This window comes from Aeromonas sp. ZOR0001 (assembly GCF_000801015.1).
Classification (GTDB): domain Bacteria; phylum Pseudomonadota; class Gammaproteobacteria; order Enterobacterales; family Aeromonadaceae; genus Aeromonas; species Aeromonas veronii.
In genome coordinates, this window is sequence record NZ_JRJY01000022.1 from 23,883 (window position 1) to 36,260 (window position 12,378).

Sequence of the window (12,378 nt, forward strand, 5' to 3'; positions counted from 1 at the left end):
GGGGCTTATATGGAAGGTGGTTATAAATGATCCCCCTGACTTTAATTTAATAACTATTAAATGCCACTGTAATATATATAAGGTCATGAGAGATATGATGAAAAAAATGTGGTATGCCTGTGCCTGCGTAACGTTTCTGGTGCTAACATTATATTTTGTACAATTTGTGATCTATGAGATCCCAATGTTTTCTAACAAACAAGGTGATTGGGGCAATTTTGGTTCATATGCAAGTGGAACTCTGGGTCCTTTATTTGCATTTCTGGCTTATATTGGTATTCGTGAGCAAGTATCGCAACAACGCGACGTAATTAATAAGCAGCAAAAGCAAAAAGCTTTGGATGACCATCTAAATCGTACAAAGGAAACATTTGAAAAAATATATATTCATTCATGTTCAAGTATCGTTCCGTTGGAACGCTATTGTAATATTTCCTTGGCAAATCTCACAAAATTCGAATTATCTAGGAAGCTAAGTGATATTGATACGCTGACCATTATAAATGACATAATTGATGCTGGTCGTTTATTACATGGCGCGGAGTTTGTTTATAGAAACTACCTCCATCTTATTGAGCAATCAGTTGAGCATCTTGATATAGAATGTCCATTAAATGAGCATAAATGGGTAGCTACAACGACTTGGCGTGGCTTTCAAAAGAATGCGATGTTTATAAATTTTTTAGCGCAAAAAGCGCTCCGAGAAGTTGTTAATCCAAATCAAGACATGTTTAGTTATGAACAAAAAGAACTTCTCATATATATAAGTGCATGTGAACAGTGGGAAAAATGTTGGAAAAGGTTAGGATTAGGTTTTTAGCTCGTAGGTTCGATTAGCCGGTAGGTGTAATCGGACGCTTGCGTTGATCCTTCCGGCTAATGTGGCATACGTTCAGACCGCTGACCTTGGCTGTCTGTTCGAGAGTTAGCTTCGGGATGGTGTAGGAGTAGCAAGATGGAAAAGTGTTGGCTTGTTGAAGATGCATATCCTAGGAAGGCCGCGAACGTCCGATAGCGCTTTGCTAATCGAATTTACGGCTCTAATTTAGCAGAGGAAGTGATGGAAGAAGCATATTATTTAGCTCAAGCGATATTGATTTCATTAGGAGGAGGGGCTGCTATTGTTCTAGGCGCATCCAGTTTTCTTGGTAAAGTTTGGGCTCAACGAATTTTACAACAAGAACAGTCTAGAATGGCTTTGGAGATCGAAGAGTATAAAAACAAACTCAGTGAGTTAACTGTAAACAAACAGATTAATTATTATCAAAAGCTAGAGCTTTATAAGTCAGTCTCTGCACCATTATTGGACTTGATTGCAAACATAACTCATCAGGAAAAAATAACTCCTGAACACATTAAAAGCTTCGATAAACAGAGGCTTCACATGACAGCACAACTAGCATTGTTTTCATCCTCTGATGTGTTCGATATGTTTATGAAACTTATAGATTATGTTTATGACTCCATCGAGGCGGATGCTTTTGACTTCCATGTTTTTCGCGTTGAAATGCTTATATTCCTAAGTGCAGTTCGCAAAGATATTGGAATTTATTCCGACGAAGTTAAATACAAAGGGAATAGATAAGCTACTTTAGGATCTAAAAATGGTTGTCAATGTATGGCTGTTCTAACTTCATTTAACTCCGATAGTTGTGTTGGGGTTTTGTTGTAACTCGTAGCAGGTATCTGAACCAGATGTAGAGCGCAACCAGATCACAAAAATAATGCTGCTCAGCAAAGTCGGGTGGAAAAAGCATTGGTAGAGTGAAACTTTATTTTCATCTGTCATCCAAACCAGAAGTTGTGCAGCCCCTGCCGAAAGCCATGTTTACGGCAAAAAATCAGGGAGCCATGGCTCCCTAATCGCAACACACGGGGTGATTTACTAGCCGATGGCGGGGCTCTGTTGCCAGTTGGCTTGCTGCGGACGGCCTTGAGTTCGGCGTTGATAGCGCCAGGCCAGCAGTAGCGGCATACCGAGCAGCAGCTGGGCGGCCAGCGGGATCTCCTCGATGGGGGCGGCCAGAGCACCTTCCGGAATAATGCCCCCCTCAATTTCGGCCGCCAGTTTGAGCTCCAGCGCATTGCCAAAGTCGGCGAAGGTGGTGGCATTGATCACAAACGCATCCTGACCTCCCGCTACGTTCTCCACATACCACTCTTGCAGCACCCCATCGGCGTAGTCCTGACCTATGGTGATGCCGTTGATGGTGTCTATGCCGGAGGTGAGCAGTTGATCCCGCACGGTGGAGGTATCCAGCCCGTTGTTCTGGATACCGTCACCCGACACATCCATCACCTGGCGGGCGGCGGTGTAGTTGTTGGTATCAAACTGCTGGGCACCAAAGGCCATGGCCGAACCGGGGGCCGTCATCCCCGCATAGGGGCGTACCAGGGCATCCAGGGTGGCGGCGAAGTTGTTGATGGAGGTCATGTCGTAGAGGTGGAACCAGTCGGTCATCACGCTCTGCTGGGTCGAGCCGCTCCACATCACCATCTGTACCGCAATGGACCCCAGCTTGTCGCCACTGGTGTCGAGGATGGCGCTTTGTACATCCTGACTGTAAAAGGCGTCCACATAGCCCTGTAATTGCAGATTGAATTCCGATGAACTGACGCTGCCCGACACATCCATCAGCAGTTGCAGTTCGGTATCGACTTCGGTCAAGGCGTATGCGGGGGAGGTTACCAACCACATCCCCAGCAGCCCTGCCAACGGTTTGAGTTTCATTGCCCACTCCTTCTCCTTGGCGCTAGTGCCAGCAGGGGGGAATGAATAAAGCGTGCCAGCTTTGGCGAATCCTCTGACTTGGCTTGATCCGGGTGAGACCGGGCAGGCATGGAACTTGCGACAGCACTCAAAAGCGCTGATAACCGGCAGGAGTTGCGATGGAGATCCGTCCCTGGCAGTGGGCACCCAACTGGCTGCTACTTGGTTTGGCCAATCAGTGGGGCATGGTATGGCTCAATATGGGTCACTTCAACCTGCTGGTGGTGTTGCTGATTGCTATCTGGTGGCAAATTGCATCGCGGGTTGCACCGAGCTGGCGTCCGCATCCACTGGCGCTCGCCCTCTTTATCCTGCTGATCCTGATCCCCAGCGCCAGTTGCAAGGCGCTGGCCTGTCTGCTGTTGGTGGCCTCGCTATGGCGCCGTCATCAGAGTGGCGATGAGCGGGCGGTGTTGCAGATTGTGCTCGCCTTTACCGTGGCGGTGTTGTGGGGGCAGCAGGTGTTTGCCCTGCTCTCCGGCCCTGTGCTGGCCCTCGATGCCTGGGGGGTGGGCCAGTGGTTGCAACTGCTTGGCTGGGAGACTCGCCTTGATGGCAATCGCATCGAGCGGTTGGGGGGCCATGCCCTGATTGTGCTCAAGGGGTGCTCCTCGTTTTCTCAACTCTATCTGGTGGTGCTCTCCTGGCTGGTCTCCTGCTGCTGGCTGGCGCCGGAGCGCCCCCTCTACCGGCAGTGGCCCATGTTGCTGCTGGTCTGCCTGCTCTATATCGGGGCCAATCAGTTGCGGTTGGTGCTGATGAGTCTGGATCTGCGCTGGTATGGCTGGCTGCATACCGGCTCGCTGGCCCAGCTCTACCAGTGGGCAATCATGTTGCTGGTGATGACCATCCTCTTTATCCGGGGGCGCCGTGATGCGTTTATCTAGGGGATATCTGTTGCTGTTGCTGGTGGCGCTGCTCAGTGCTGCCGCCATGGGGTGGCGTTATCAGAACCGGGCAGTTAACGAGGGGGCCAAGCCCATGCTGATGGAGCTGGTCCAGTTGGGATGGCGCTTGCGGGTGGCTACGCCAGTATTGGGCGGCACCTATGTCAGCTATCAGCTGGCCCATCCCCGCTGTGACGGCCTGCTGCAGGCCATGCTGGTGGCGCCGGATCGGGAGGCGATGTCAGTGACGCTGGCGAGTGAAGGGATGAGTCAGGGGGTGATGTTTTTAGGCGAGTTGCACCAGAGCCCGCCGCTGCTCTCGTACCGTCTGACCCAGGGTTGGCGCAAATTGTGGGGGCTGACCCCTTATCCCCTCTATCGGGTGGCCTTGCCGACCACCTGCCTCGGCCTTATTGCGCCGCCGCTGGGGTGACCGACCCCGATTCACCGTTTGGCAGAATGCGGATCAGCAAGGTATTGGGGGCCAGCATGGGGTCATAGCGGGGCTCCAGCTCAATAGCGCGAGCTCCCAGCAAGCGGGTGAGTGCGGTCAGCCGCACGCTTGCCATCCGCGCACTCTCCAGCATGTCGGTTTGCAGCCCGGGGCCGCTTACCAGCGCAATCCGGGCCGGATCCTTGCGGCCTAAAAACTGATGCAGCAGCTGCTCCTGATCCGCCGCAAGTTGCGTCTCCGCTTGCTGGTATTGCAGTTGCAGCTGGGGCTGTTCGGCCATTTGCTGTTCCCGCAACTGGTTGAGGATCGGCAGGGTCTCATTGACCGGCTCCTGACGGGCGCAACCGGTGAGGAGCAGCAGCGGCAGCATCAGGGGCAACAGGCGGCGCAGGGCGCTGTCTTTGGCTGTGGAGCGGGGAGTCTGGTTGGCCATACGCAGTCACTTCAGGAGGATGAGTTGGCACCAGTTTGCAATGTTTTCAATCCCTTGGCCAGTTGTTCAATCTCGCGGCGCCACTGGATCCAGGCGGCAGAGGGCAGTTGCTCTGCCACCTGCCAGCGGGTCGGCAGCTGATCCCGCAGGCGCTCCAGCAGCAGGGCGGCATCCACCTGATAGCGGGCCTCCTGCTCCAGCCATGCGAGCCAGCGCAGATCCTCGATGGCTTGCTGCAACAGCAACAGATCGTGGGAGAGGCGATGCGCCTCGCAGGCTTGCGGGCCGAGCAGCATAAAGTCGCTCTCCCGCCCGTCGGTGGGGTCATAAGGCAGGGCGGTGGGCATGCGACCATGCCACTGCAAATAGCCCTCGGCGCCGCTTTGCCACAAATAGAACCCGGCGGCTCTCGGGGTGCCCAGATTGTAAAACCAGGGGGTGACCTTGTGCTGGTGTATCCGCGCCACATCGGCCTTGTCGGCGCCAAAGCCTGCGTTGATCAGGGCAATCTCCACCTCTGCAAGCAGACCAACCTGACCCGGATGATTGAAGTGGCCTGCGCGGATCACCGCTGGATCCCGCCGTTTCATCTCCCGCGCCAGGGTGGTGATGGCGGGCAGGGTGGCAAGATCCGGCTCATCAAACAGGCTCCATGCCAGCGGGGGCAAGCCGCTGGCTGTCAGCCCCTGTTGCCGCGCCTGCCACTGATCAAGCTGGTTGGCAGGGTCTCCCCCCCAGCGTTTGAGCGGGGTATAGGCCAGCAGGGGCGGCACAAAGCCGAGCCCGGCCGCCTCTCCCATGATCTCCTTCATCCCCGCTTCATCCTGTGGCAGGGCGGGCGAGAGGCCGCTGATCCCGAGTTTGGCGAGCCGCTGCAGATCGCAGTGACTGGCCGCGGCGATCTGCTCTTTTAGTGCCTCGGGGTCGGGGCTCAGCCAGTTCAGATAGGGGGGCGCTTCGACATAGATGCCGACCGGCTTGTTGGCCGCGGGCAGGGTCAGCGGCAGCACCTCGATAGTCAGTGGCAGCTGCACCAGTTGCTGCTGGCTCAGCAGCTGAATATTGCCCAGATAGTGACCGACAGGCGCATCGCGGGGGACGGTGATCTGCAGCACCAGACGGCGGGGTACGCCTGCCAGCAGGGTGAGCCCGGCGACCCCCTCGACCAGCTCCTGATCCGAGGGAGCCAGCAGGGTGCCACTCGCCTGCGGGCGAATCAGATGCCACTTGCCGTAATAGGGGGTCAGCGCCAGCGGCGATCCTGCTTGCTCAGGGGGCTGGATCACCAGCAATGGGGCCGGATCGTCGGTGGCGGCGTGGATGGCAAATTCCAGCAACAGCTGGCTGCCACGGGCGGCCAGCACCGGTTGTGAAGTCTGCTGCAACGCATCGGCCGCAGATAGCGGGGCGATCTGCAGGGTTGGGGCGGCATCCGTAATCGGCGTGAGGCTCAGTTGATGCGAAGCTGGGGCTGGGGAATAGGGGGCCAGAGTCCACTTTTCCAAAAACAGCTGGCGCTGCTTGGTCAGCACGCTTGCGGTAGCGTCAGCCAATACGGCGAGATCTTTTCCACTATTCGGGAGAGCCTCTTTGCGGGTGCTGGCCGGATAGGGGGCAAGCAGCAGTCCCGCCAGGTACTTGGCATCCGGTGAGTGGCCTACCAGTGTGATAGTGAGCGGGCCGCCGGGGTGGTTCAGGGTGACATGAACGGGGCCGCCCTGTCGTGCCCCGAACAGCTGCCAGGGATCCGGGTTTGGCAGTGCCTCGCGGGATTGTCCCGCCAGATAGCGCTGCGTTAGCCACTCCTGCGGTTGCCACTGCTCGGCCCAGATGGGTTCGCCATTGACCAGCACGCTGCGCTCGAAGGGGTGGGGCAGGTACTCCCACTCGCCGGGGTCATCCAGCCAGAGGGTGAGCTGGTAGCGTCCTTTGGCGACCTCCAGCCGTACGCCATCCAGATTGCGCAGCCCATCGCGCACCAGAGCATCGCCGGAGGGGCGCAAGATGGGGGTGGGATGGCCAATCAGCCGGGGATCTCCCGGGCTCAGGGGCTCAAAGCCGGTAAAGCGGGGCGCAGCCGCGGCCCCCAGATCCAGCGCAATGGTGCCCGCAGGCAGAGTCAGACCGGGCTCCCAGTACCAGCGGTGAATGGTCAGCGAGGGGGCGTTATCGGCCATAAAGAGATAGAGCTTGGTGAGTTTGTCCAGCGCCAGCGCTCTGGGCTGGCTGGTGCGCCACTCACTCAAGGCAAAGCGCTGGGTGAAGGGGCCGGGGGCGACAATCCGCTCCAGATTGACCCGGCTGCGGTAGTTGACCGAGGCCTCATCGTCGATACGCAGGATCAGGGTTTGCGGGCGGACGCTGGGGTTATGGCCCTCGATCACCAGTTCATCATCGCTGCCTATTGGCCAGTTGTGGGTGCTCAGATCGAGCCGCTGGGGTGTCTGGTTGCCTGTCAGGGGCAGCGGGGTCTGCCCCTCCAGCCGGGTGGTGGCCATTGCTGCATTGGCGCAGAGCAGGATAACCAGCCAGAGCCCTCTGCTCATCCGGCCAGCCCCTTTAGCCAGTTGTTCAGCTCGGCAGCTTTGTGATCCCAGCTTTGCAGGGCCACCTGCTGCTGGCGAGTGTGGCGCCCTTCGCTGCGGGTGAGCCCCTCCCAGCCACTCTCCTGAAACCAGCCAGGATTGGATTGATCAAAGGCGGCCCGGTTGATGGCCTGGGCCAGGCTCTCCCCATCGTGGGGGAGCTGGATCTGATCCCGATAGCCATCGAGAGCCGGAAAATCGGTGCTGACGATGGGGCGCCCTGCGGCCAGATACTCGCGCAATTTCAACGGATTGCAGGCACGGATCTGGGCGTTGTCGACAAAGGGCAGCAAACTCACCTGCCAGTGCTGGGCATAGGCCGCCAGCGTGTGGTGGGGACGGGGCCCCAGCAGATGGATATTGGGGAGCCCCTTGAGGGGGGAGATATCGGTCTGGACCGTGCCAATCAGCACCAGATCCCAGTGGGGCAGGGCGGCGGCCGTCTCTGCCAGCAGGGGAATATCAATCCAGTCGCTCAGGCTGCCGTAAAATCCGGCAATCGGACGGCCGGAGGGGAGATCCGCCGGGCGCTCTCTGGGGGGCATAAACAGCTCGAGATCCACGCCGTGGCTGAGGAGCCGGGTTTTATGGGGCGGAAACCGGCTGGCCAGCGCGGGGCTGGCGGCCAGAATGAGATCGGCTTTTTCCACCAGTCTGGCCTCGCAGTGGGCGATGGCTTGATGATCCACCCCCGCCAGCGCCGAGAAGTCATCGCCGCAGTAGTAGATGACCGCCCGCTCTTCAAGCTTGCCAATCAGATCGACGGCGCTGGGCAGGGAGATCCAGAGCAAGGGGCGATCCAGCTCGGGCAGCTGACGCCGGATCTGCGCCGCCAGCCAGTGGCCATTGATCTTGCCCGCCAGCCGACTGCCCGGCAGTGGCAAGGCGAGCGGCGGCAGTACCCGAGGGCTGCTGACCTCTGATGGCGCAACCGACTGGCCGCCAGCATGGCGCGCGCCGCGCAGCACCGCCCCCAGTTTGCGGACGATGCGGGTGAGATCATGAAGGGTAAAGCGGGGACAACGCATGCCGATGGAGTTGACCCAGAGCACTTGATAATCGGGCAACAGACGCTTGATCAGGTGTTGGGTGCTGGAGGGGTGCTGGCCCCAATCCTCGCCCAGCACCACCAGTTGCGGCAGTGAGTGTGGTTTCATGCAAAGGTCTCCGAAGCGTGTGCGGGGTCGCTGTGATCCTGTGGTTGCAAGGGGCGCAGTACTGTGGCCGGTACACCCGCTGCCAGCACACCTGCGGGCAGATCCCGGGTGACGACGCTGCCTGCGGCGACAATGGTGCCGGCGCCTATGGTGACACCGGCCATCACCATCACCCCGGTGCCAAGCCAGACATCCTGCTCCAGCACAATGGCCCCCACCTGTTCATCGCGATCCGGTTTGCCAAGGGAGCGATCGCGGGCGTTGATCGGATGCCCCGGGTAGCCCGCCAGAAAGGCACGCCCTGCAATCCGGACGTTATCCCCCAGCACTATCTTGCTGCCCACCGCCAGGGTGGTCTGCCAGCCAATCCCGACATTGCGGCCAATGACCAGCCGTGGTGTCTGGCTCGATGCCCGGCCGCTGATGGTCATGGCGGCGCTGAGGCGGCAGTCGGCACCAATTTCGATGGTGACCGGACCGCTGATATAGGGGATGCCGCCATAAAGATAGAGGCGCGGGGCGGGGGCCGTCAGGCGAGATTGAAACAAGGGGGTCCACCAGAGGGTGCGGGTCAGGGTCGCCAGCGCGTTGCTGCCCAGCAGATAGAGCCGATAAAGCAGCCGATGCAGGGGTGGGATCACGGGGAGTGACCAGTGGCGGGCACTTTTGGCCAGTCGCCATACCCGGCGAGCCAGTGGCGTCTCTCCCTGTTTGGCCCAGCTTTTCATCCGGTGCAGGTTGATGGTGTTCATGGCGACCTCTCCCTCTGGTGCAGTCCGTTGCTCGCTATGCAGAAAGCAGGGATCGGGCCAACAGGACGACCCCAGCGGGATCGGGCCAAATGGGGCTAAGAGGAGGGGGAGATTGCGCCGGTCGGTGCAATTTGCAGCCAGCGTTGTGCAAAACGCAAATGCCAGTCTCATTCTGGGCTTGTTCAGGCCGGTTAAGCCGCACAGAGGGGCTATCGCTTCAGGGCGGGAGTGAGTGGCGTGGGCTTTGCATTAGCGGTAGCTGACCCGGAGCAGGATGCTTCGGGTGGCTGGGAGGCCCTATGAAACTTGGTGTGAACCAGATTGCCATGCTCTATTACGCCGGCGGCTTGCTCCTGATGAAGGGGATCTCCCTACTGATGCTGCCGGTGTTGACCCATCAGCTGCTGCCTCGTGAATACGGCCAGCTGGAGGTGCTGCTGACCCTCATCAATCTGGGTTCCCTGATCCTTGGCTTCGGGCTGGTGGATGCCCTCTACCGCTTTGCCGGACTGGCGAAAGATGAGCAGGAGCGCCAGCAGGTAGTGGCCCGCATGTTTGGGCTGGTCTGGCTGATCGCCCTGGCCAGTCTGGTGCTGCTCTGGCTGCTGGCGCCTGTGGTGCAAGCCTGGCTGCCGGTGGAAACCCGCCTTGCGGATGTGCGCTGGGTGCTTTGCGCCCTGCCGTTTGAAGGGGTGATCGGCGTGCCACTGGCATGGCTGCGGATGCGCAATCAGGCCCGGCTCTTTTTCGTGGCGACCGCAGGCAAGGCGGTGATCCAGTCGGTGCTGACCGGCTGGTGGCTCTGGCTCGGCTGGGGCGTGAGCGGGGTGCTGGCCTCCGGCACCCTGACCTGCGTTGCACTGGCGCTGCTGCTGAGCCTCTGGCAGTGGCGAGATAGCGGGATCCGCTTTGACTGGCAGCACTATCGGCCGCTGCTGCGCTATGGATTGCCCCTGGTGGTGAGCGGGCTGGCAGGTTTTGCCCTGAGCGGACTGGATCGCTGGTTGCTGGCCGATGTGGTGGGGGAGGCGCTGCTTGCCTACTACGCGGTGGCGGGCAAGCTGGCGCTGGCAGTGGGACTTCTGCTGCAACCCTTTGCCCTCTGGTGGTATCCCCGCCGTTTCATGCTGCTGCGCGAACCGGATGGACTGCGACTCAATGCCCACTACAGCGTGATGGGGTCGGTGCTGGGGTTTGTCACCGCGGGGATTGTCGGGCTTACCGCCCCCTTGCTTATTCGCTGGCTGACCCCGGAGAGCTATCACGGGGCGATCGCCTATATTCCGCTGCTGGTGCTGGGCATGGCGGTGCGCAATGTTTCGGACTTGCTCAATGTAGGCTGCTTTAGCGGCGAGAAGAGTAATGCCCAGATGGTGATCAATCTGGGCTGCAGCGCTCTTGGGGTGGCAGGCTTTCTGCTCGCCATCCCCCCCTTCGGGGTCGCCGGGGTGATCTGGACCCTGCTGCTGGTCTATCTGGTGCGGGCGCTCGCCTTTTATCTGGTGAGCCAGCGGTTGCTGCCGCTGCCGTATCGCCTCTCGACCCTCTGGGCCAGTTCCCTCGGGGCGCTGGCGATGGTCTGGCTCGGCCAATGGTGGGCAGGATCATGGCTCGTCTAACGCCAGCCATCTGGGCAAGCACCACCTGTCTGGTGCTGGCTCTGCTTTGGTGGCGGCTGCCCCATCCTTTGCTGCTGCCGGTGCTCGGCCTTGCCATTCCCGCCATCTGGTTTGCCCTGCGCTGGCCCTTCTTGATGGTGCTGGGGTTTGTCACTTTCTCCTTCTTTCGGCTGCATGAGGTGTTCCCCCAGCTCTATCCCCTCAAGATCCCGCTGCTCTTCTCGCTGGCCGCCATCGGCGCGCTGGTCTGGCACATTTTGCTGACCGGCCGGATCAAGCCCTACTGGAGTCCTGCCCTGAGCTGGCTGACGGCCTTCTTTGTGATGGTCTCCATCGGTGTGCTGTTTGCCAGCAACCGGGGCGAGGCGATCGCCACCTGGACCGGCAGCTACAGCAAGATCTATCTGATGACCCTGGCCACCGCCTGGCTGGTGCGCACTCCGGGGGATTTTGCGCTGGCGGTGCGCACCTTCGTGGTAGCGGGCTGTCTGGTGGCGCTGGTGGCCCTCTACAACAAGGCGAGCGGGATTGGGCTAGTGGAGGGGACCCGGGTGACCATAGGGCGCGAGCTGGGCTCTGTGCTGGGGGATCCCAACGATCTGGCGCTGGTGCTGCTCTTTCCTGCCGGTTTTTCGCTGAGCTTGCTGCTCAATCAGGGCAATGGGGTAGGGGGGCGTTTGTTGGGGGGGCTCGGCTTTGCGTTGACCGCCGCCGCCATTATCGCCACCCAGAGCCGCGGTGGTTTGCTTGGCGTGTGTGCGGTCAGCGGCCTGTTTGCCTGGCAGCGGGTGAAGTCGAAAACCCTGTTGATCTCGCTGGGGATGGTCGCGCTGGTGGTGCTGTTTGCCGCCGCCGGGATCAGCGACCGGGCATCTGGCGGCGCCGCCGAGAGCGGGGTCGATGCCTCGGCCATGGGGCGGATCTACGCCTGGCAAGCGGCCTGGGGCATGGCGTTGGGCCATCCGCTGGTAGGGGTGGGCTTGTCCAATTTTTATTACAACTACTTCTTCTACAGCCCCCATTGGGATGGACTCAATCATGCGGTGCACTCCACCTGGTTCGGGGTGCTGGCTGAAACCGGCTTTGTCGGGCTGGCGCTGTTTATCGGCATGGTGACGGTGGCCCTGCGCGGTGGCTGGCGTTGCCAGCTTGCTGGCATGCCTCCTGCAGTGATCACGGCAATGCAGGGGGTGATGGCCAGTATGGTGGGGTTTGTGATTTCGGGATCCTTCCTGACCCAGGGGTTTACCTGGCCCATCTATCTGGAATTGGCGCTGGCCGTCGCCGTCATCAAGTACGTGCAGCAGGCGGCCAGAGAGGTGCAGGCCACCGCTGAGGATCATCAGGAGGCAACCCGGTTGCCGGCAGTGCCACCAAAGGGAGCAAGAGGATGAACGTAACCCCTGTTTTGCTGGTTCACTACGGAGAGGACTGGATCCGCGGCAGCGAACGCTGCCTGCTGGATCTGCTGGCCCACCTCGATCGCAGCCGGTTTACGCCGTTGCTCTGGTGTAATAGCCCGACGCTGGCGGCAGAGGCGGCCACCCTCGGGGTCGAAACCATGGTCGAGCCGTTCAGCCTGCTGCTGGGATGGCAGGCGCCACGTTTTGATCTTGCGGCCCATCGGCGCCTCTCCCGGCGAGCCAGAGAGCTCATCACCGAGCGGCAGATTGGGCTGGTGCATGCCAACAGCGCGGCCCCTTGTCAGTGGCTGGGGGGGG

General features: G+C 59.7%; 11 protein-coding genes and 1 pseudogene. 7 read left to right on the top strand and 5 right to left on the bottom strand.

Annotated elements, in window-relative coordinates; translation table 11 throughout:
- Window positions 1-94 precede the first annotated feature (94 nt).
- Together L972_RS20505 and L972_RS02640 are read left to right on the top strand one after the other, a co-directional pair.
- Entirely contained in the window at window positions 95-820 is a 726-nt protein-coding gene (locus L972_RS20505; RefSeq protein ID WP_136502389.1) for a hypothetical protein, read from the top strand.
- A 240-nt stretch (window positions 821-1,060) separates the two neighbouring features.
- On the top strand, window positions 1,061-1,585 hold the full coding sequence (locus L972_RS02640; protein WP_136502388.1) for a hypothetical protein: 525 nt from the start codon (window positions 1,061-1,063) through the stop codon (window positions 1,583-1,585).
- 300 nt (window positions 1,586-1,885) lie between these two features.
- On the opposite strand, the gene L972_RS02645 is transcribed toward L972_RS02640, so the two are convergent.
- Entirely contained in the window at window positions 1,886-2,731 is an 846-nt protein-coding gene (locus L972_RS02645; protein ID WP_047435170.1) for a DUF1194 domain-containing protein, read from the bottom strand.
- Between the two features lie 158 nt (window positions 2,732-2,889).
- Between L972_RS02645 and L972_RS02650 the strand changes: the two genes are divergently transcribed.
- Window positions 2,890-3,657 (top strand): hypothetical protein, encoded by a 768-nt coding sequence (locus L972_RS02650; RefSeq protein ID WP_047435173.1) that lies wholly within the window; start codon window positions 2,890-2,892, stop codon window positions 3,655-3,657.
- The gene (locus L972_RS02655; RefSeq protein WP_047435176.1) at window positions 3,644-4,090 is read left to right on the top strand and encodes a hypothetical protein; all 447 of its coding nucleotides are present in this window, start codon (window positions 3,644-3,646) and stop codon (window positions 4,088-4,090) included. Before L972_RS02650 ends, L972_RS02655 begins: the two co-directional genes overlap by 14 nt.
- Here L972_RS02655 and L972_RS02660 read toward each other — a convergent pair.
- Genes L972_RS02660 through L972_RS02675 form a run of 4 tightly spaced genes read right to left on the bottom strand, consistent with a single transcriptional unit; the run spans window position 4,068 to window position 9,038 of the window.
- The gene (locus L972_RS02660; RefSeq protein ID WP_047435179.1) at window positions 4,068-4,544 is read right to left on the bottom strand and encodes a hypothetical protein; all 477 of its coding nucleotides are present in this window, start codon (window positions 4,542-4,544) and stop codon (window positions 4,068-4,070) included. The genes L972_RS02655 and L972_RS02660 overlap by 23 nt on opposite strands.
- Window positions 4,545-4,555: 11 nt before the next feature.
- The gene (locus tag L972_RS02665) at window positions 4,556-7,090 is read right to left on the bottom strand and encodes a hypothetical protein (RefSeq protein WP_047435182.1); all 2,535 of its coding nucleotides are present in this window, start codon (window positions 7,088-7,090) and stop codon (window positions 4,556-4,558) included.
- The gene (locus L972_RS02670) at window positions 7,087-8,286 is read right to left on the bottom strand and encodes a glycosyltransferase (RefSeq protein ID WP_047435186.1); all 1,200 of its coding nucleotides are present in this window, start codon (window positions 8,284-8,286) and stop codon (window positions 7,087-7,089) included. The genes L972_RS02665 and L972_RS02670 overlap by 4 nt, the downstream gene beginning before the upstream one ends.
- A complete protein-coding gene (locus L972_RS02675) occupies window positions 8,283-9,038 on the bottom strand; it encodes an acyltransferase (protein ID WP_047435189.1) in 756 nt (251 codons plus the stop codon). Before L972_RS02675 ends, L972_RS02670 begins: the two co-directional genes overlap by 4 nt.
- Before the next feature lie 299 nt (window positions 9,039-9,337).
- On the opposite strand from L972_RS02675, the gene L972_RS02680 reads away from it, so the two are divergent.
- The 3 genes and pseudogenes from L972_RS02680 to L972_RS21705 form a co-directional block, all read left to right on the top strand.
- Window positions 9,338-10,657, top strand: coding sequence for a lipopolysaccharide biosynthesis protein (locus L972_RS02680; RefSeq protein ID WP_043819779.1), 1,320 nt, complete (start codon window positions 9,338-9,340; stop codon window positions 10,655-10,657).
- Window positions 10,645-12,051, top strand: coding sequence for an O-antigen ligase family protein (locus tag L972_RS02685; protein ID WP_047435194.1), 1,407 nt, complete (start codon window positions 10,645-10,647; stop codon window positions 12,049-12,051). The genes L972_RS02680 and L972_RS02685 overlap by 13 nt, the downstream gene beginning before the upstream one ends.
- A pseudogene (locus tag L972_RS21705) lies at window positions 12,048-12,378 on the top strand (glycosyltransferase family 4 protein); the annotation flags it as partial. The gene L972_RS02685 and the pseudogene L972_RS21705, both read left to right, overlap by 4 nt.

What these genes read in the sequence shown, in the direction of transcription:
- L972_RS20505 (WP_136502389.1), top strand. Translation starts at nt 95, where the DNA reads ATGATGAAAAAAATGTGGTATGCCTGTGCCTGCGTAACGTTTCTGGTG.
- L972_RS02640 (WP_136502388.1), top strand. Translation starts at nt 1,061, where the DNA reads ATGGAAGAAGCATATTATTTAGCTCAAGCGATATTGATTTCATTAGGA.
- L972_RS02645 (WP_047435170.1), bottom strand. Translation starts at nt 2,731, where the DNA reads ATGAAACTCAAACCGTTGGCAGGGCTGCTGGGGATGTGGTTGGTAACC.
- L972_RS02650 (WP_047435173.1), top strand. Translation starts at nt 2,890, where the DNA reads ATGGAGATCCGTCCCTGGCAGTGGGCACCCAACTGGCTGCTACTTGGT.
- L972_RS02655 (WP_047435176.1), top strand. Translation starts at nt 3,644, where the DNA reads ATGCGTTTATCTAGGGGATATCTGTTGCTGTTGCTGGTGGCGCTGCTC.
- L972_RS02660 (WP_047435179.1), bottom strand. Translation starts at nt 4,544, where the DNA reads ATGGCCAACCAGACTCCCCGCTCCACAGCCAAAGACAGCGCCCTGCGC.
- L972_RS02665 (WP_047435182.1), bottom strand. Translation starts at nt 7,090, where the DNA reads ATGAGCAGAGGGCTCTGGCTGGTTATCCTGCTCTGCGCCAATGCAGCA.
- L972_RS02670 (WP_047435186.1), bottom strand. Translation starts at nt 8,286, where the DNA reads ATGAAACCACACTCACTGCCGCAACTGGTGGTGCTGGGCGAGGATTGG.
- L972_RS02675 (WP_047435189.1), bottom strand. Translation starts at nt 9,038, where the DNA reads ATGAACACCATCAACCTGCACCGGATGAAAAGCTGGGCCAAACAGGGA.
- L972_RS02680 (WP_043819779.1), top strand. Translation starts at nt 9,338, where the DNA reads ATGAAACTTGGTGTGAACCAGATTGCCATGCTCTATTACGCCGGCGGC.
- L972_RS02685 (WP_047435194.1), top strand. Translation starts at nt 10,645, where the DNA reads ATGGCTCGTCTAACGCCAGCCATCTGGGCAAGCACCACCTGTCTGGTG.